Source organism: Achromobacter sp. NFACC18-2, assembly GCF_900108985.1.
In the GTDB taxonomy this organism is placed as follows: Bacteria; Pseudomonadota; Gammaproteobacteria; order Burkholderiales; family Burkholderiaceae_B; genus Achromobacter.
In genome coordinates this window covers 65,694-83,632 of the sequence record NZ_FNYM01000018.1, presented here as the reverse complement: position 1 = coordinate 83,632, position 17,939 = coordinate 65,694, and the positions used below count along the sequence as shown (strand labels likewise).

Here is a 17,939-nt window from a genome sequence, read left to right as displayed (position 1 = left end):
ACGACCACGCGCGCTCACCCTGGGCGGCGCGCGTCTATTCGTCTGGAACCTTTACAGCCCGCGCCAGGACGATCGCACGGCTTGCAACAAAGAATACGCCAAGCCGATGGCTTGGTGACGGCCACTTTGCAGTAATTGACAGTTAACTTGCGCAAAAAACCGCAAGTTTTGCAGGGCGACGGCGTGGGCCTACCGGAAAACCCGCATTCAGGCGCGCGGGCGCGCGCCCCGCGGCAGCAGGATGGCCACCACGCCCAGCAGCGGCAGATAGGCGCAGACCTGGTAGACATAAGCGATGCTGGTGGCGTCGGCCAGCTTGCCCAGCGCGGCGGCACCCAGGCCGCCCATGCCGAAGGCGAAGCCAAAGAAAAGCCCCGCGATCATGCCGACCTTGCCCGGAACGAGCTCCTGGGCATAGACCACGATCGCGGAAAACGCCGACGCCAGCACCACGCCGATGATCACGACCAGCACGCCCGTCCAGAAAAGGTCGGCGTGCGGCAGCAGCAGCGTGAAGGGCGCGACGCCCAGGATCGACACCCAGATGACGATCTTGCGGCCGATGCGGTCGCCGACCGGTCCGCCCACCACCGTACCCACCGCCACGGCGGCCAGGAACAGGAAAAGATAAAGCTGCGCCTCGCGCACCGACAGCGCGAACTTGTCGATCAGGTAGAACGTGAAATAGCTGTTCAGGCTGGCCAGGTAGAAGTACTTGGAAAACACCAGCACGCCCAGGACGCCCAAGGCGCCCAGCACCCGGTTGCGCGACAGCCCGTTATCCGCGCCGTCGCGGCGCCCGCGCGGCTTGAGCAGCACGCGGTTCGCGGCATACCAGCGCCCGATCCGCATCAACACCACGATGCCGAACAGCGCCGCCAGCGAGAACCACGCCACACTGCCCTGGCCGTGCGGAATGATGAAAAGCGCCGCCAGCAGCGGCCCCAGCGCCGACCCCACATTGCCGCCCACCTGGAACAGCGACTGCGCCAGACCGTGCCGCCCGCCCGAGGCCATGCGCGCCACGCGCGAGGACTCCGGATGGAACACGGACGATCCCGTGCCCACCAGCACCGCCGCCGCCAGCAGCCAGCCGAAGGACGGCGCCATCGACAGCATCAGCAACCCCGCCAGCGTAAAGCCCATGCCCACGGGCAGCGAGTACGGCTTGGGATGCCGGTCGGTGTAGAAGCCGATGAACGGCTGCAGCAACGAGGCGGCGAGCTGGTAGACCAGCGTGATCAGCCCGATCTGCGTGAACGTCAGGCTGAACGAATCCTTGAGCATGGGATAGATGGCGAGCAGGATCGACTGGATCATGTCGTTCATCAGGTGCGCCACGCTGATCGCGCCTAGCACCTTGAAGGCCGTGGACGGATCGGATGCGGGAGCGGCGGCGGCAGGGGCGGCGGGGATGGCGGCGGCGGGATTCTGGGCGGAGTTCATGGAGCGCCTGCGAGAGGAATGGGCCAGCGGGGAATGAATCACCGGGGGACGGACCAGCCGGCCGCCCCCGGAATCAGCCGTCAGTGTAGAAATCCGGTCGCAAAGCGATCTGCCAATTTCCGTCGGCAAAGTGACAAAATAGGCCAGCCGCGCTTTCAGGCATCCCGCTCATCCTTTCGTCGGAAGTGACATCATGGCCGTCCGCCCCGCCCTCGTGCGCGATCCTGCCCGAAGCATTGACGCGCAGGACTACCAGCATCGCCCCCGCGTGGTCACCGCGATGGCCAAGGAGTTCGCCGCCGGCGCGCAGACCGGCTCGCACTCGCACCCGCGCGCCCAGCTCATCTATGCGGTCGAGGGCGTCATGCGGGTCACCACGCCCAGCGGCTTCTGGGCGCTGCCGCCGCTGCGCGCACTCTGGGTGCCTGCCGGCGTGCCGCATGGCGTGGACATGGTGGGCGCGGTCTCCATGCGTTCGCTCTACATCCAGGCCGACGCGGCGCGGGATTATTGGCCGCAATGCCAAGTGATCGAGGTCAGCGGCCTGCTGCGCGAGCTGATCCTGGCGCTGACCGCCGAACCCATCGACTACCCGTTGGGGGGACGGAGCGAACAGATCGCCGCGCTGATCCTCGCGGAACTGGCGGCCGCGCGCGTCGTGCCCATCCAGATACCCTGGCCGCGCGACCGGCGCCTGCAGGCCATCTGCGCGGCCATCCTGGACCAGCCCGGCCTGCAGCGCGGCATCGAAGACTGGGGCAGCGAGGTCGGCGCCAGCGCCCGCACGCTGATCCGCCTGTTCCAGTCCGAGCTGGGCCTCAATTACCGGCAATGGGTGCAGCAGGTGCGGCTGGCCGATGCGGTCTGCCGGCTGTCGCTGGGCGTGCCGGTGGCGCGCATCGCGTCGGACCTGGGCTACCGCAGCGCCAGCGCATTCTCGGCCATGTTCCACCGCGCGCTGGGCGCCCCGCCCCACCGCTACCTGCAATCCGTCCCCGGCGTGACCAGGAACCTGAACGAAAGCTGAACCCCTCGGGCGCAGCCAGATTTCGTTACCGAAACCTTATCGGGCCCTGGGCGGTCTATAGCGTTCTGCCCTAGAATCGCCTGCAATGAGCAATCCCCAGCAATCCTCCGCCACCCCGGGCGGCAAATCGGGCCTTCCCTGGAAACCTCTCCTGGTCAAAGCGGGCATCGCCGCGGCCGGCGCAGCCCTGTGCGGCGCCGTCCTGCTCGGCCTCGCGCTCGCCCTGGCGTGGCCCAGCCTGCCCGACCTGCACGCGATGACCGACTACCGGCCGCGTGTGCCGCTGCGCGTCTATACCGCCGACAAGGTGCTGATCGGCGAGTACGGCGAAGAACACCGCAACGTGCTGCGGTTCGATGAAATCCCCCCCGTGATGCGGCAGGCCGTGCTGGCGGCCGAGGACGACCGTTTCTACAGCCATGGCGGCGTCGATTGGATGGGCGTGGCGCGCGCCGTGCTGACCAACATCGTCAAGGGCTCCAAGTCCCAGGGCGGCAGCACGATCACCATGCAGGTCGCCCGCAACTTCTACCTGTCGTCCGAAAAGACGTATTCGCGCAAGTTCTACGAACTGCTGCTGACGTTCAAGATCGAATCCGAGCTCACCAAGGACCAGATCCTCGAGCTCTATATGAACCAGATCTACCTGGGCCATCGGGCCTATGGATTCGCGGCCGCCTCGCGCACGTACTTCGGCAAGCCGCTGTCCGAGGTCACCCCGGCCGAAGCCGCCATGCTGGCCGGCATTCCGAAAGCGCCGTCGCGCTTCAATCCCATCACCAACTTCCCGCGCGCGGAGATCCGCCAGCACTACGTGCTGGGCCGCATGAAGACGCTGGGTTACCTGACGCCGGAGCAGACCGACGAGGCCCTGAAACAGCGCCTCACGATCCGCGGCACCGAGGGCGGCAGCGCGCGCGGCTTCGCGGTGCACGGCGACTATCCGGCCGAACTGGCCCGCCAGCTGATGTACGGCATCTTCCAGGAAGACACCTACTCCAAGGGCATCGACGTCTACACCACCATCGATTCCAAGGCCCAGGAGGCCGCCTACCGCGCCGTGCGCGACGGCATCATCGACTACACGCGCCGCGCCGTCTATCCGGGCCCGGAAGAACAGATCGACCTGCCCGACGGCGTGGAAAAGGACGCGCAGGCGCTCGACGAGATCCTGGATGGCGTGCAGGAAAAGTCCCCCGACAGCGAAGACCTGCTCTCCGCCGTCGTGCTGGCCGCCAGCCCCACGGAAGTCACCGTCGCGCGCAGCGGGCGCGACATCATCACGATTTCGGACAAGAAGGCCCTGGCGGTCGTCGCCCGCGCGCTCAATCCCAAGGCCAGCGACAGCCAGCGCATCCGCCGCGGTTCCGTGGTCTACATCCACAAAAACGGCGACAACTGGGAAATCATCAACATGCCCGCGCTGCAGGCGGCGCTGGTGTCGATGGTGCCGCAGGATGGCGCCATCCGCGCCATGATCGGCGGGTTCGACTTCAACCGCGGCCACTTCAACCGCGTCACGCAGGCATGGCGCCAGCCGGGCTCCAACATCAAGCCCTTCGTCTATGCGGCCGCGCTGGAACGCGGCCTCACGCCCGCCACGCAGATCTCGGACCAGCCCTTCATGCTGACGGCCGAGCAGACCGGCTCCAAGGCCTGGCAGCCCAAGAACGACGGCAACAAGTACGAACCCATGCTGACCCTGCGCCAGGGGCTCATGCGTTCCAAGAACATGGTGTCGATCCGCATCCTGCAGGCCATTTCGCCGCAGTACGCGCAGGACTACCTGACGCGCTTCGGCTTTGACAAGTCGCGCTGGCCGGCCGTGCTGCCGCTCGCCCTGGGCGCGGGCGGCGCCACGCCGCTGCAGGTCGCCAACGGCTACAGCGTCTTTGCCAATGGCGGCTACCGCGTCACGCCCTATCTCATCGACCACGTCACCGACCGTTCCGGCAACGTGCTGATGCAGGCGCAGCCCGTCGTGGCCGGCGACGCCCAGGCGCGCGCCATCGACCCGCGCACCGCCTGGGTCATGGACGACATCCTGCGCGACGTCACCGTCAACGGCACAGCCGCGCGCGCTCACCAGGTGCTCAAGCGCAACGACATCGGCGGCAAGACCGGCACCACGAACGACGCCGTGGACGTCTGGTTCTCGGGCTTCACGCCCACCCTGGCCACCACCGTGTGGATGGGCTTTGACCAGCCCAAGTCGCTGGGCACCAATGAATTCGGCAGCGGCCTGGCGCTGAGCACCTGGCTGGATTACATGCAGCCGGTCCTCAAGGGCGTGCCCGAAGCCAAGCCCGCGCCGCGCCCCGACGGCCTGCTGGTGGACAACGGCGAGTACTACTTCTCCGAGTTCCCGCCCGGCCAGGCGGTCGCCTCGCTGGACCTCTCCTCGGGCGACGCGCTGACCGACTTCCTGAACAACAACCGTTCGACCGACGGCGTCGACACCTCGGTCAAGCCGCTGCCCCCCGGCGGCGCCGCCGCGCCCCAGGACAGCGCCATCCAGCCGCCCTTGATGCCGATCCCCGTGCCGCGCGCCGACAACGCCCTCGCCGCGCCGCCTGCCCAGGCCATTCCCGCTGGCGGCGGCGCCCCGGCGCAGGCCATCCCGGCCGCGGGCGCGCCCGCCGATCCGGACGGCGCACGCGCCAGCGCGGTCACCAGCCCGGGCACGGTGACGGCCCGGCCGCTTTAACAGCGCCGCGCAACACGCAAAACGGGCGCCTCGGCGCCCGTTTTTTTACTTCTGCCCCGCCACCTCAACTGGCGGGTGCGGGGTCGGTCACGACCTCACGCGGCCACGCGCGCAGGGATTCGAGGTCCAGGAAGGTGAAGTAGCCTTCATTCCAGCCTTCCGTGTCGATGTGGTAGACGTTGCCCAGCGCCAGCGGCGAAGGCACCGGGGTATGCCCCGCCACTACAGCCCGCACGCCCAGGATGCCCGTGCGGTCCATCTGCCGCAGGCGGTCTCGCGACCACTGGCAGGCCGCGCTGGTGCGCTTGTAGCGGTCCTGCAACGCGGATTCGAGCCGGGGCCAGAACAGCACGGGGCAATCGGCGTGCAGCAGCCCCACCGCGCCCGCCGAGGTCTCCACCTCGATGGCGATGGGAAGCCGGGTGAACGCCTCGGCAAACACCGCCTGCCGCTCGGCAGGCAGATCCAGGAACCAGCCGCCGCCATAACCGCGCCAGTTCATCACGTCCACCTCGCCGGTGCGCACGTGGCGGATCGCGTAGTCCTCATGATTGCCCTGCACGGCGTGGAACCAGGGCTGCGCCAGCCACTCCAGCGCCGCCTCGCTCTCGGGGCCGCGGTCGACCAGGTCGCCCACGGAAAACAGCCGGTCGCAGGCGGGGTCGAACCCCAATTCGTCCAGCGCGCGCTGCAGGCGCGAAAAATGTCCGTGCACGTCGCCCACCGCAAAATCGCGGCCGGACGCGTTGCGCGGGACCTTCAGAAAACGTTGCTCCATGGTGTTTCGGGTTGCCGCAAGGAAAAAACTGACCCTTCTTTTTAACCCGCTTTTCCGCGCTCCCGGCATAGGCCCGGTTGCCGAAAGGGTCATACGAACAACGGGCGAATGAACAACGGACAAATAGCGATACGAGAATCGCTCTTGTTCGTGATAATGTTGGCTCCTTCCCGTTCTGCCCTGCAAGGAATCGGCGCAAGCCGCCTTCCCGCCGTCGCCATGACCGCCGCGTCCACCATCAAAACCTGGTATCTGGTCCATAAATGGACCAGCCTGGTCTGTACGATCTTCCTGCTCATCATCTGCCTGACCGGGCTGCCGCTCGTGTTCCACCACGAAATCGAGCACTGGCTGGATGACGCCAAGCCGCTATCGCAGGTGCCGGCCGGCACGCCCCCGGCCAACCTCGACACCCTGGTGGCCAACGCACGCGCCATGTACCCGAACGAGGTCGTGGATTACCTCTTCTTCGACCCCGACGAGCCCCAGGTCTTCGTCGGCATGGCCAAGACGCCAGGCGACGGCCAGGCCTCGGGCCACGCCATCCGCATGGACGCCCGCACGGGCGACGTGCTGCTGGACGGCCCGCTATATACCGAGGACAAGTTTTCCTTCATGGGCGTCATGCTCGCGCTGCACGTGGATCTGTTCGCGGGCCTGGCAGGTGAATTGTTCCTTGGATTCATGGGCCTGCTGTTCTGCGTGGCCATCGTGTCCGGCGTCGTGCTTTACGGACCCTTCATGAAGAAGCTGGAGTTCGGCACCGTGCGCGCCGCGCGGTCGACGCGCCTGAAATGGCTCGACCTGCACAATCTGCTGGGCATCGTTACGCTGGTGTGGGCGCTGGTCGTGGGCATCACGGGCGTCATCAACGAGCTGTCCACGCCGCTGTTCCGGCTGTGGCAATCCACCGAGCTGCCGCGCGTCCTGGAGCCCTACAAGGGCCAGCCCATTCCCACGCAACTGGCGTCGGCGCAGCTTGCCGCGGACACCGCGCGCAAGGCCATGCCCGGCAATGAAGTGTCGTTCATTTCCTTCCCCGGCAACGCCTTTGGCAGTCCGCAGCATTTCATCGCCTGGATGCGTGGCGACTCGCCCCTGACCTCCAAGCTGAACACGCCCGTGCTGGTGGACGGCCGGACCGGCGAACTCACGACCGTGGCCCGCATGCCGTGGTACCTGACCGCGCTGGAGGTGTCGCGCCCGCTGCATTTCGGCGATTACGGCGGCCTGCCGCTCAAGATCATCTGGGCCCTGCTCGACCTCGTCACCATCGTCGTGCTGGTCAGCGGACTGTATCTGTGGCTGGCGCGCCGCCGCGCCACCGAAGCGCGCATCAACGAACTCATCAAGAAACACCAGGCCGCAGCCGCCCCGCAAAGGACGCCCGCATGACCCCTACGCCAGGCAAGCGCGGCCGCGGTTTCCTGTTTGTCTGGGGCGCGCCCATCGTGCTGGGAGTCCTTAGCATCTTCGGCCTGCTGGCGGCGCTGCTGGGCACGGGCGCCTGGCATTGGGCGTCCTGGACCACCCTGAGCCTGCTGCTCGTGGTCATCGTGCGCTATTGGGCCTTTCCTCCCAAGCGCTAGCGAGCCCCCCGGCCGGCCCCGCGGCCCCGCGCGCCGCGGCAACCATCCGGGATCGCGCTACGCGAACTTCTGCGGGTCCGGCCCCAGCCGCGGGCCTTCCTTGATGCCGTCGATGGCCGCCATGTCCTCGGACGACAGCTCGAAATCGAACACGTCGATATTCTCGCGGATGCGGGCCGGCGTGACGGACTTCGGAATCACGACCAGGCCATGCTGCAAATGCCAGCGCAGCGTCACCTGGGCGGGCGACTTGCCGTGCTTCTGCGCCAGGTCCAGGATCACCTTTTCCTGGGTGATGCGGCCTTGCGCCAGCGGGCTCCAGGACTCGGTCACGATGCCGTGCTTCGCATGAAAGGCCCGCAATGCGGTCTGCGTGAAACCCGGGTGCAGTTCGATCTGGTTGACCGCGGGCGCAACGCCGGACGCGTCCATCAGGCGCTCCAGGTTGGACTGCGTGAAATTGGACACGCCGATCGCGCGCGCGCGGCCGTCTTCCTTCATCTCGACCATGGCGCGCCAGGCGTCCAGGAACTTCTCGCTGCCGGCGACCGGCCAGTGGATGAGGTACAGGTCCACATAGGCCAGGCCCAGTTTCTCCAGGCTCTCGTCCATGGCTTTGTGCGCATCGTCGTAGCCGTGCTTGTCGTTCCAGAGCTTGGTCGTGATGAACAGGTCCTTGCGCGCCACGCCGGCCGAACGCAGGCCGACGCCCACGCCCGCTTCGTTGCCATAGATGGCCGCCGTGTCCACCGACCGGTAACCTGCCGCCAGCGCTTCCTTCACGCTGGAGGCCGCCTGATCGTCCGGCACCTGCCAGACCCCCAGGCCCAACTGCGGAATCTTGCCCCCGTCGTTCAATTTCACTGTGGGTACCTTCGCCATATGACCCTCCGTAGCTTGCGACACGACGCCTGCGCGGCGAATACGCGCCAGGTCGCGCAACCAGGGATGCAGCCGGACGGATCCCTGGATGAAAGAGAAAAATCGGGCCCGACGCGCTGCGCCCGTGCCGAAATACCGCCTTGATCGCCCCCGGTCCAGGACCATCCGGCCCAGGGGTTATCCCTCGAATAGTACCGCCGGTGCTCCATAATGCCCTCCAAACGGTGTAACTCCCCTGGCGCAGGCGCCCTCAACCACGGCATTGCGAGCATGAATCCTTCAGAAACGCCGCCCCGCAAGGGCGGTGGCTTTTCCACGCTTCGGACCCTCTTTCCCTACCTGTGGCCGCCCGGCAAGACCGGCCTGAAAGCGCGCGTCGTGGCCGCGCTGCTGTGCCTGTTCGCCGCCAAGGCCGCGACCGTCTATGTGCCGTTGTTATACAAGCAGGCGGTGGACGAACTGGGCAAGGGCGCGCCCGGCACCGTGACCGTGCCGCTGGGCCTGATCCTGGCCTACGGCACCGCGCGGGTGCTGTCGCTGCTGTTCTCGGAGCTGCGCGACGCCCTCTTCGCGCGTGTCGGCCAGCACGCGATCCGCTCGGTCGGCATGCAGATCTTCCGCCACCTGCATGGCCTGGCGCTGCGTTTTCACCTGGCCCGCCAGACCGGCGGCCTGAACCGCGCCATCGAACGCGGCACCAAGGGCATCCAGACGCTGCTGTCGTTCCTGCTCTTCAACATCCTGCCGACCTTCTTCGAGATCGGCCTGGTCTGCGTCGTGCTGTGGAAGATGTTCGACGGCTGGCTGGCGCTGGCCACGGGCGCCACGGTGACGCTCTACATGGCCTACACGCTGGCCGTCACGGAATGGCGCACCAAGTTCCGGCGCCAGATGAACGAGACGGACTCCGAAGCCAACACCAAGGCCATCGAAAGCCTGCTGAACTACGAGACCGTCAAATACTTCGGCAACGAGGAACACGAAGCGCGGCGCTACGACGCCTCGCTGACCCGCTACGAACGCGCGGCCGTGCGCAGCCAGGTCAGCCTCTCGATCCTGAACGTGGGCCAGGCCGTCATCATTTCCGTGGGGCTGACCCTGGTCATGTGGATGGCGGCCAACGGCATCGCCGAAGGCCGCTACACGCTGGGCGACTTCGTGCTGGTCAACACCTACCTGCTGCAGCTCTACACGCCGCTCAGCTTCTTTGGCTTCATCTACCGCGAAATCAAGCAGGCGCTGATCGACATGGAACGCATGTTCGAACTGCTGGGCCAGGACCGCGAGGTGGCGGACCGCCCGGGCGCCATGCCGCTGCGGATCGCGGGCGGCGCGGTCGAATTCCGCGACGTGCATTTCGGCTATGACCCGCGCCGCTCCATCCTGAAGGGCGTCAGCTTCACCATCCCCGCCGGCAAGACGGTGGCCGTCGTCGGCACGTCCGGCGCGGGCAAGTCCACGATCGCGCGCCTGCTGTTCCGCTTTTACGACGCCGACCGCGGCGCCATCCTGATCGACGGCCAGGACGTGCGCGACGTCACGCAGGCCAGCGTCAGGGCCGCGATCGGCGTCGTGCCCCAGGACACCGTGCTTTTCAACGACACCATCCGCTACAACATCGGCTACGGCCGGCCCGGCGCCACGGATGCAGAGATCGAGGCCGCCGCGCGGCTGGCGCACATCCACGACCTCATCCTGACGATGCCGGACGGCTACGAGACCAAAGTGGGAGAGCGCGGCCTGAAGCTGTCGGGCGGCGAAAAGCAGCGCGTGGCCATCGCCCGCACGATCCTCAAGAACCCGGCCATCTTCCTCTTCGACGAAGCCACCAGCGCGCTGGACACCCATACGGAACGCGAGATCCAGGCCAACCTTCGCGAGGTCAGCCAGGGCCGTAGTACGCTGATCATCGCGCACCGGCTGTCCACGGTGGCGGACGCGGACGAGATCATCGTGCTGGCCGACGGCCGCATCGTCGAACGCGGACGCCATCCGCAATTGCTGGCCCAGGGCGGCATCTACGCCGGCATGTGGACCCGCCAGCAGGAAAGCGCGCAGGCGGCGCCGGCCGATTGACAAGCCGCGCGCCCTGTCCGAACATCGCACCCTTTGCTTGCCAGGCCTTCCATGCAGGAATCTCCCTCCCTACCCGAAGTGCGCGTCTGCGCCGCGGCCGACCTGGTCAACGGCGGCCTGGGCGTCAAGGTGCCCGTCACCGACGGCGCGGGCCGCACCACCGCCTTCTTCGTGCGCTACCAGGACCGCGTGCACGGCTACCTGAACCGCTGCGCCCACGTCGGCGTCGAACTGGATTGGGAAGGCAGCTTCTTCACGCGCGCGGGCGACCTCATCATGTGCGCGCGCCACGGCGCCACCTATCAGCCCGACACCGGCCTGTGCGTGGGCGGTCCCTGCAAGAACGGGCGCCTGACCGCCCTGGCCGTGCAGGAGCGCGACGGCAGCGTGTTCTGGCTGCCCGCGGGCAAGATCCGCCCCCTGGACGCGGACAACGGCTGACCGCGCATGGCGGCCCGCCGCCTGCGGCCTACGCCCGGGCCACCGCCGCCGCCTGCGCCGGTTCGGCGCGCTCGGCATAGCGTCGCGCCAGCACCGCGCAGACCATGAGCTGCATCTGGTGAAAGAGCATCAGCGGCAACAACACCACCCCCATCTGCGACGTGCCGAACAGCACGGTCGCGAGCGGAATGCCGGACGCCAGCGACTTCTTCGATCCGCAGAAGACCAGCGTGATCTCGTTTTCCTTGGACAGCCCCAGCTTGCGGCTGCCCCAGGTCGTGATCAGCAGCACCGATCCCAGCAACAGCGCATTCACCAGCACCATGGTCGCCAGGTCGATGGCCGGGAACGCGTGCCAGATCCCTTGCGCAACCGCCTCGCTGAACGCGGTATAGACCGCCAGCAGGATCGAACTGCGATCCACCTTGGCCAGCGTGCGGCTGTTGCGCTGCGCCCATGCGCCGATCCACGGCCGCAGCAGGCTGCCCACCGCGAACGGCAACAGCAGTTGCAGCAGGATGCGGCCAGCATCGGCCAACCCATGGCCGCCGCCCTGGCGATGCAGCAGCAGCGCGACGAGCAGCGGCGTCACCACGGTGCCCAGCAGATTGGAGGCGGTCGCCGCGCAGATGGCGCCCGGCACATTGCCGCGCGCCATGGAGGTGAACGCAATCGAGGACTGCACGGTCGAGGACAGCGTGCAGACAAACAGCACGCCCAGCCACAGCGACGGCACCAGCAAGCCGGGGAACAGGGCCCGCAGGGCCAGCCCCAGGGCGGGAAACAGCAGGAAGGTGCACGCCAGGATCAGCGCATGCAGCCGCACGTCCTTGACGCCGGCCACGATGGCGTCCGTGGACAGCCGCGCCCCATGCAGAAAGAACAGCAGCGAAATAGCCACGTTGCTCGCCACCATCATGAAGGTCGCGCCCTTGCCCACGGCGGGGAAGAAACTGGCGAATACGACGGTGGCGATCAGGATGAGCGTGAATTGGTCGGGCAGGAAGCGGCGCATGGCAAGAGAATGTCCAGAAAGTTGCGCCCACTATAGGTGCGCCCCTTGCCATCGTGAAGGCCACTGGGTACTTTAACTGTCATCGGCATTTCCTATGACAAGCCCCCGTCCATGCTCAATCCCCTGTGGCTCCAGACCTTTGCCGCGGCCGCCGGCGCGCCGAGCTTCACCGAGGCCGCCCGGCGACTCGGCCTGACCCAGCCCACCGTCAGCGAACACATCCGGCAGCTCGAACAGGCCGTGAACCGGCGCCTCTTCCAGCGCGACACGCATTCGCTCACCCTGACCAGCGATGGCCGCAGCCTGCTGGTGCATGCCGAGATCATCCTGGCCGCCCACGAAAAGGCCGAGCGCCTGTTCGACGCCCCGCGCCTGCGCGGCCGCATCCGGCTGGGCACGTCGGACGACCTGGCGATGGGCCCGCTGCCCGATGTCCTGGCCGCGTTCCGGATCGCGCATCCCGAGGTCGAACTGGACTTGACCATCGGGGTCACCAGCGAACTCTACAAGCTGCTGGACGACAACCGCCTGGACGTGATGATCGGCAAGCGCCGGCGCGGCGACCGCCGCGGCCAGACGCTGCACAAGGAGGCGCTGCTGTGGCGGGCCAAGGAAGGCATGCGCGTCGTGCCCGACGAGCCCCTGCCGCTGATCCTGCTGCGCGAGCCCAGCGTGACCCGCACGCTGACGCTCGATGCGCTGGCCCGCGCCGGCCGGAGCTGGCAGATCGTGTGCACCAGCACCAGCTACGCGGGCTGCCAGGCCGCCGCGCGCGCGGGCCTGGGCATCACCGTGCAACCTTCGCACCTGTCGACGGCCGGCCTGTCGGCGCCTGCGGGCGCGGCGCACCTGCCCGCCCTCCCCCAGGTCGAACTCATCGTCATCTCGGCCCCGGCGCCCAACAAGCCGACGCGCGCGCTGACGGAAATCCTGATGCGCAGCACGCTGGTCTGAACCGCCTGGTCTGAGGCACAGACACCGGCCCGGCTCGCCTGCGCGCCGCTGCCCTGGCGCGACGGCCGCTACTCGGGCAGCGGGTCCGGCACGCCCTCCGCATCGACGGACTTCACGCGGTCCAGCGCGTTGCGCGCCGCGGACATGGCTTCGATCGTGCTGCGAAAGCGCCGGCTCAGAAAGATCTCGAAAGCCTGGCTCTGGGGCTCCGGCGGGGCCTGTGCCGCGTCCGGTTCTGCGCCTTCGGCCGTTGCGTCAGCCGCCGCGGCGCCTTTCACGGGCAGGCGACGCGTTTCGAGAAACGCGCGCGGCGGGATGCGCCCCTCAGGTTGCGTCGCGTACGCGACCACTGAAAATCCACTGATGATCTTCTCGGACATTCCGGTTTCCTTGGGCGCATACGTGCGGACGCACCGACACGATCCACAACGGCCCGCCGCCAGAAAACTTAAACGGGGAAACCCATCCGGCCCGCGCGCCGGTGCGCAGTCGATTCTATTTTGTCGACGCTACGGCCTGCGCGCGCACGCGCACATAGGCCGCCACCTGCTCCAGCACCTGCGACAGGTCCGCGCGCAGCGACTGGAAGCCCGCATTGCGCTCGCGCGTCGCCTCGTCCATGTAAAGCGGACGGCGGATCTCGACCTGCAGGCTGTGCCGGTTGCGCGCCGGCTGGCCGATCTGCGCGATCAGTTGCACGCCTTTGTAGGGATCGTTGCGGGCCACGGTATAGCCCTTGTCGCGCAGCGCCGTCTCGATCAGCGCGATGAACTCCGGCTCGCACGTGGTGCCGTCGCGATCGCCCAGCACAAAATCGGCCAGCGGGTGTTCGCTCTGGCGGCCCAGCCGCTCGTAGGCGTCATTGGGCATGGAATGCAGGTTCAGGTGCCAGACCGCGCCAAAGCGCTGCTCGACCTGCCGGATCGCCCCCGCCAGCGCGGCGTGATAGGGCTCGTAGTACGCCTGGATGCGGTGGCGCACCTGCGCCAGCGTGAGCCTGCGGTCGTAAATCGGCGTCGCCTTGTCCATGCGGCGCCAGATCAGGCCCTTGCCCAGGCGCGTCTTCTCGCCCGGATCCAGCGGCTCGGGCCAGGGTTCGGCCAGCAGTTCCGGATCCAGGTCCTGCAGGGTGCGGTTCGGATCGATGTAGACCCGCGGGAAATTTGCCGCGATCAGCGTGGCGCCCAGCGCCGGCGCCGCCGACCACAACGCGTCCACGTGCGTGTCCTCGCCCTGGCGCAATTGCGCAAGCGTCGCCGCCGCCCCGAAATCCTCGGGATAGCGCTCGCCGCTATGCGGCGAGTCGCAGACCAGCGGCAAGGCCGGTCCAGTCGGTTCATGCACGGAAACTGCGGGGAAGTCGGCGGTCGTCATCGTCAGTCAGCCTTGATGTCGGCGGCCTTGGCCACTTTTGCGTAGCGGGCCAGGGCCTGGTCGATCTGCACCTGGAATTCCTGAGGCGTCGTGGGCATCAGCGTACCACCCACCTCCTCGGCCTTCTTGCGGAACTCCGGATTGTCCATCGCCGCGCGCACGGCCTTGTTCAGGCGCTCCACCACGGCTTGCGGCGTGCCGGCCGGCGCCACCAGGCCGAACCAGCCGCCGGTGCCCATGTCGGGATACCCCAGCTCGATATAGGTCGGCACGTCGGGCAGCAGCGGCGAGCGCTCGGCGCCCAGCACGGCCAACGGACGCAGCTTGCCGCCCAGCACCTGCGGCAGCGTCGACGACAGGTTGTCCGTGATCGCGTCCACCTGCCCGCCCATCACGTCGTTCAGGGCCGGGCCGGCGCCGCGATAAGGAACGTGCAGCAGCTTGATGCCGGACAGCATCATGAAGTTCTCGATATTCACATGGCCCAGCGATCCCACGCCCGGCGACGCAAAGCTGTAGCGTTCCGGCGCGCTCTTGGCCAGCGCGACAAACTCCGCCATGTTCTTGGCAGGCACGTTCGGATTGATCGCGAAGATGCTCGGGACGGCCAGCACATTGGCCACCGGCACGAAGTCCTTGACCGGGTCGTAGTTCATCTTGCGGAACACGGCCGGATTCGAGCCGTGCGTGCTCATCGTCGCCATGCCGATCGTGTAGCCGTCCGGCGTCGCGCGGGCAACTTGTTCCATGCCCAGCGAACCGCCGGCGCCGGCCTTGTTCTCGACCACGATGGTCTGCTTCAGGTCGCGACCGGCGTATTCGGCCACCAGGCGCGCGACGATGTCCGTCGAGCCGCCGGCGGCGAACGGCACCACCAGCTTGATGGGACGGGCGGGGTAATCGGCGGCCTGCGCGATACTGGCGAAAGACAGCGTGGCAAACATGCCGGCGAGCGCAAAGCGCGCGGACCGGCCAAAAAGACGGCGTGACATGTGGCGACTCCTGAGGTTGTTGTTCTGAAGGCCGCCAGTGTCCGAACTTTACGATCCCCTTTCAAACGACTATATTGCACTCCTTCATTACCAAAGGTCATGCTCAATGCGGCTGCACTCGCCGTCCATGTCCGAGCTGCACGCCTTCGTGACGGCGGCGCGGCTGGGCAGCTTCACCCAGGCGGCCCAGGTGCTGTGCGTGACGCAGGGCGCCATCAGCCGGGCCATCTCCCGGCTGGAAGCGCATTTCGGCCAGCCCCTCATGCACCGCAATGCCCACGGTCTCACCCTCACCGAGACCGGCCGCAAGCTCTACGACGGCGCGCAAGCGCCCTTGCAGGCCATCGAGGCGCTGAGCGCCGGGCTGCGCGCCGATGACCGGCGCCTGCGCCTGACCCTGTCGTCCGTGCCCACGCTGGCCAGCGCCTGGCTCGTCCCGCGCCTGCCGGACTTCCACCAGCGCCACCCGGACATCCAGCTCGGTTTCTCCGCCTACCGCCGCAACGAGGACTTCTCCGGCGCCACGCCGGACGCAAGCATCCTGTCGGGCACGCCGGCCCAATGGCCCGGCTGGCAGGCCGATTACGTGATCGGACGCGAGATGGTGGTGATCTGCCATCCAGGCCGCCTGGCGGCGCGTCAGGCGCGGGGCCAGTGGGCCACGCCGCAAGGCCTGCTGGGCGAGCCGCTGCTGTACCACACCAACGGCATGGACAACTGGGCGCAATGGTTCGCCGCGGCCGGCGTTCCGCGCGGCAACGTCGCGTTGTCGAATGGGTTTGACCAGGTGTCCATCCTGATACGCGCCGTCATGGCCGACATGGGCATTGCGGTGCTGCAGCGCTGCCTGGTGCGCGACGAACTGCTGGCCGGCCGGGTCGCCGCACCCTTCCCCGAACTGGCCATCCGCATCGACCGCGGCTATCACCTGTGCGCCCCGGCGCAGCGGCGCGATCACTATGCGCTCGCCTGTTTTCGGCAATGGCTGCTGGAAACCGCCAGCCTCGATCCCGACGTCGTGGCGGCCGGCGCGCCCGCCTGAGGGGCGGGCCGGGGTCGCCCCAACCGGTGGCGCTGGCCCCGGTCACCACGCGCGGATCGCCCAAAATGCAACGGGCCCCGATTGGGGCCCGTGTCGTGCGAGTGGCAGTGGGAACGTTCAGGGCGCGAGCTTGAAGCCCAGGTCCACGCCCCATTTGTCGGTTTCGCGCAGCCATTTGGCGCCGCAGTTCAGGCAGCGGAAGTGGTCTTCGCGGCTTTCCTCCCGTCCCTTCTGCGTTGGGTTGGTAAATCCTTGATGTCCCAGGTGCGAATGCGGCGCGACGCCTGCAAGTCCCGGGTTAATGCGTTGGCAAGCCAAGCACATAACGCTCATTGATGCTTCCCCACAAACAGTGTTAGCAAATTGTAAGGGATTTCACCAATGTCTTTCTATTAAAAACACTTCACAGGCGAACAAAAATTGTTAACGTGATCAAGATACAACGTTTTGTAACGCCGCCAGGCAGGTTGCCAGATGGTAGGGGGACGTCGACGGCATGTCGGTCCGCGTCACCGCGCCCTTGGCGTCCAGACACTCGTACCACCCGCCGGGGTGCAGGAACCGGGCGCGAAACGCGGCCAGGGCCGGCTGCAACGCGCCCAAGTCGCCCATGACGCCCAACACCCGCAGATACTCGGTCTGGGCCCAGATGCGGCGCGTGTCGTCCACCACCGCGCCGGACTCGTCCAGCGCCGCCTTCACGCCCCCGCCATCCACGCCATGGTCCCTGGACCATTGCACGGCGCGCGGCAGCGATTCGGCCAGATCCAGGCCTTCGAACACCTGCGCGGCGTCCTGCACGAGCGACAGCCATTCGAACTGATGGCCCGGCTCAAGACGGTTATCCACGCTGCCCTGCAACGATTCGGCCACGCACTGCGTCGGCGCATGCACGAAGCGCTGGCTGATGCCCTGCGCCAGCTCGCGCAGATGTTGCGCGAACAACGCCGGCTCGGCGACCTGCGCCGCCGCCAGGTAGGCTTCGGTCAGATGCATCATGGGATTTTGCGCGGGCGGTTTCAGCGGCCGGGAAAAGTCCGCACTGAGCGCCGCGTGGTACAGCGAATCGGCGGTCTTGAATCGCGCTTCGATCGTGTGCGCCGTCGCAAGCATGAGCTTGCGCGCCTGCGCATTGCGGCTGCGTTGGAAATACGCCGCGCACGCCAGCACGATGAACGCGTGCGTATAGAGATCCTGGGTGTCGTCCAGCGGACGCGCCTGCGCGTCCACGCTGTAGCGCCAGCCGCCATGCGTATCGTGAAATACGCGCGTCAAGGATTCAAAGAGGCGGTCGGCATGCTGCGCAGCCGCCATGCCCGGGGCCTGCGAAAAGACATACAACTGGCGCGCACAGGCCATCGCGCGATAACGCACCGGCGCCAATGGCTGACCGCCAGCGCCATCCAATGATTCGAAAGGCAGGCCGAGCATGTCGTTGAAACCGCGGTCCAGCCACATGGGCAACACCACCGCATCATAATGCTCGCGCAGCGCGCGGATATCGTCCGCTAGTGAGGAGTTGGTCTGTGCGGCAGCCATTTTGGAACGTCGCGAACCCGGTGCGGGCCCCATGTTTTGGAGCAGCAACGATAACCGAAATCGTCGTCGCCATTCTC

Annotated in this window: 17 protein-coding genes; 8 read left to right on the top strand and 9 right to left on the bottom strand. The window is 67.2% G+C overall.

Annotated features, from left to right (window positions below; all coding sequences use genetic code 11):
• Positions 1-207: 207 nt before the first annotated feature.
• Complete coding sequence (locus BMW75_RS23885; RefSeq protein WP_092582148.1) at positions 208-1,446, bottom strand: MFS transporter; 1,239 nt, start codon at positions 1,444-1,446, stop codon at positions 208-210.
• A gap of 193 nt (positions 1,447-1,639) precedes the next feature.
• Between BMW75_RS23885 and BMW75_RS23880 the strand changes: the two genes are divergently transcribed.
• Positions 1,640-2,473 carry an AraC family transcriptional regulator gene (locus BMW75_RS23880; RefSeq protein ID WP_092582147.1) on the top strand — a complete coding sequence of 278 codons (834 nt, stop codon included), beginning with the start codon at positions 1,640-1,642 and terminating at the stop codon, positions 2,471-2,473.
• An 85-nt stretch (positions 2,474-2,558) separates the two neighbouring features.
• A complete protein-coding gene (locus BMW75_RS23875; protein WP_092582146.1) occupies positions 2,559-5,180 on the top strand; it encodes a penicillin-binding protein 1A in 2,622 nt (873 codons plus the stop codon).
• A gap of 64 nt (positions 5,181-5,244) precedes the next feature.
• On the opposite strand, the gene BMW75_RS23870 is transcribed toward BMW75_RS23875, so the two are convergent.
• On the bottom strand, positions 5,245-5,958 hold the full coding sequence (locus BMW75_RS23870) for a metallophosphoesterase (RefSeq protein ID WP_092582145.1): 714 nt from the start codon (positions 5,956-5,958) through the stop codon (positions 5,245-5,247).
• 219 nt (positions 5,959-6,177) lie between these two features.
• On the opposite strand from BMW75_RS23870, the gene BMW75_RS23865 reads away from it, so the two are divergent.
• Both BMW75_RS23865 and BMW75_RS23860 read left to right on the top strand, forming a co-directional pair.
• The gene (locus BMW75_RS23865) at positions 6,178-7,353 is read left to right on the top strand and encodes a PepSY-associated TM helix domain-containing protein (RefSeq protein WP_092582144.1); all 1,176 of its coding nucleotides are present in this window, start codon (positions 6,178-6,180) and stop codon (positions 7,351-7,353) included.
• Positions 7,350-7,547, top strand: a complete 198-nt coding sequence (locus tag BMW75_RS23860; protein ID WP_076521622.1) for a hypothetical protein — start codon at positions 7,350-7,352, stop codon at positions 7,545-7,547. The genes BMW75_RS23865 and BMW75_RS23860 overlap by 4 nt, the downstream gene beginning before the upstream one ends.
• A 57-nt stretch (positions 7,548-7,604) precedes the next feature.
• Here BMW75_RS23860 and BMW75_RS23855 read toward each other — a convergent pair whose 3' ends face one another.
• Positions 7,605-8,429 carry an aldo/keto reductase gene (locus BMW75_RS23855; RefSeq protein ID WP_076521623.1) on the bottom strand — a complete coding sequence of 275 codons (825 nt, stop codon included), beginning with the start codon at positions 8,427-8,429 and terminating at the stop codon, positions 7,605-7,607.
• A gap of 270 nt (positions 8,430-8,699) precedes the next feature.
• On the opposite strand from BMW75_RS23855, the gene BMW75_RS23850 reads away from it, so the two are divergent.
• Both BMW75_RS23850 and BMW75_RS23845 read left to right on the top strand, forming a co-directional pair.
• On the top strand, positions 8,700-10,505 hold the full coding sequence (locus tag BMW75_RS23850) for an ABCB family ABC transporter ATP-binding protein/permease (RefSeq protein WP_092582143.1): 1,806 nt from the start codon (positions 8,700-8,702) through the stop codon (positions 10,503-10,505).
• Between the two features lie 51 nt (positions 10,506-10,556).
• Positions 10,557-10,946 carry a Rieske (2Fe-2S) protein gene (locus tag BMW75_RS23845; protein WP_076521625.1) on the top strand — a complete coding sequence of 130 codons (390 nt, stop codon included), beginning with the start codon at positions 10,557-10,559 and terminating at the stop codon, positions 10,944-10,946.
• Positions 10,947-10,974: 28 nt separating this feature from the next.
• Here the strand turns inward: BMW75_RS23845 and BMW75_RS23840 are convergent, their stop codons facing one another.
• Positions 10,975-11,961 (bottom strand): bile acid:sodium symporter family protein, encoded by a 987-nt coding sequence (locus tag BMW75_RS23840; RefSeq protein ID WP_092582142.1) that lies wholly within the window; start codon positions 11,959-11,961, stop codon positions 10,975-10,977.
• A 111-nt stretch (positions 11,962-12,072) separates the two neighbouring features.
• Between BMW75_RS23840 and BMW75_RS23835 the strand changes: the two genes are divergently transcribed.
• Complete coding sequence (locus BMW75_RS23835) at positions 12,073-12,915, top strand: LysR substrate-binding domain-containing protein (protein WP_092582141.1); 843 nt, start codon at positions 12,073-12,075, stop codon at positions 12,913-12,915.
• A 68-nt stretch (positions 12,916-12,983) separates the two neighbouring features.
• On the opposite strand, the gene BMW75_RS23830 is transcribed toward BMW75_RS23835, so the two are convergent.
• The 3 genes from BMW75_RS23830 to BMW75_RS23820 all read right to left on the bottom strand — a co-directional run bounded on the left by BMW75_RS23830 (position 12,984) and on the right by BMW75_RS23820 (position 15,281).
• Positions 12,984-13,295 (bottom strand): hypothetical protein, encoded by a 312-nt coding sequence (locus BMW75_RS23830; protein WP_092582140.1) that lies wholly within the window; start codon positions 13,293-13,295, stop codon positions 12,984-12,986.
• 115 nt (positions 13,296-13,410) lie between these two features.
• Positions 13,411-14,289: an N-formylglutamate amidohydrolase gene (locus tag BMW75_RS23825; RefSeq protein WP_092582139.1), complete on the bottom strand. Its 879-nt coding sequence runs from the start codon at positions 14,287-14,289 to the stop codon at positions 13,411-13,413.
• Positions 14,290-14,291: 2 nt separating this feature from the next.
• Positions 14,292-15,281 (bottom strand): Bug family tripartite tricarboxylate transporter substrate binding protein, encoded by a 990-nt coding sequence (locus BMW75_RS23820; RefSeq protein ID WP_092582138.1) that lies wholly within the window; start codon positions 15,279-15,281, stop codon positions 14,292-14,294.
• Between the two features lie 106 nt (positions 15,282-15,387).
• On the opposite strand from BMW75_RS23820, the gene BMW75_RS23815 reads away from it, so the two are divergent.
• A complete protein-coding gene (locus BMW75_RS23815; RefSeq protein ID WP_092582137.1) occupies positions 15,388-16,323 on the top strand; it encodes a LysR substrate-binding domain-containing protein in 936 nt (311 codons plus the stop codon).
• 117 nt (positions 16,324-16,440) lie between these two features.
• Here the strand turns inward: BMW75_RS23815 and BMW75_RS30015 are convergent, their stop codons facing one another.
• Complete coding sequence (locus tag BMW75_RS30015; protein ID WP_006388022.1) at positions 16,441-16,656, bottom strand: hypothetical protein; 216 nt, start codon at positions 16,654-16,656, stop codon at positions 16,441-16,443.
• A 99-nt stretch (positions 16,657-16,755) separates the two neighbouring features.
• On the bottom strand, positions 16,756-17,862 hold the full coding sequence (locus BMW75_RS23805) for an AGE family epimerase/isomerase (protein WP_092582136.1): 1,107 nt from the start codon (positions 17,860-17,862) through the stop codon (positions 16,756-16,758).
• Between the last annotated feature and the right edge of the window lie 77 nt (positions 17,863-17,939).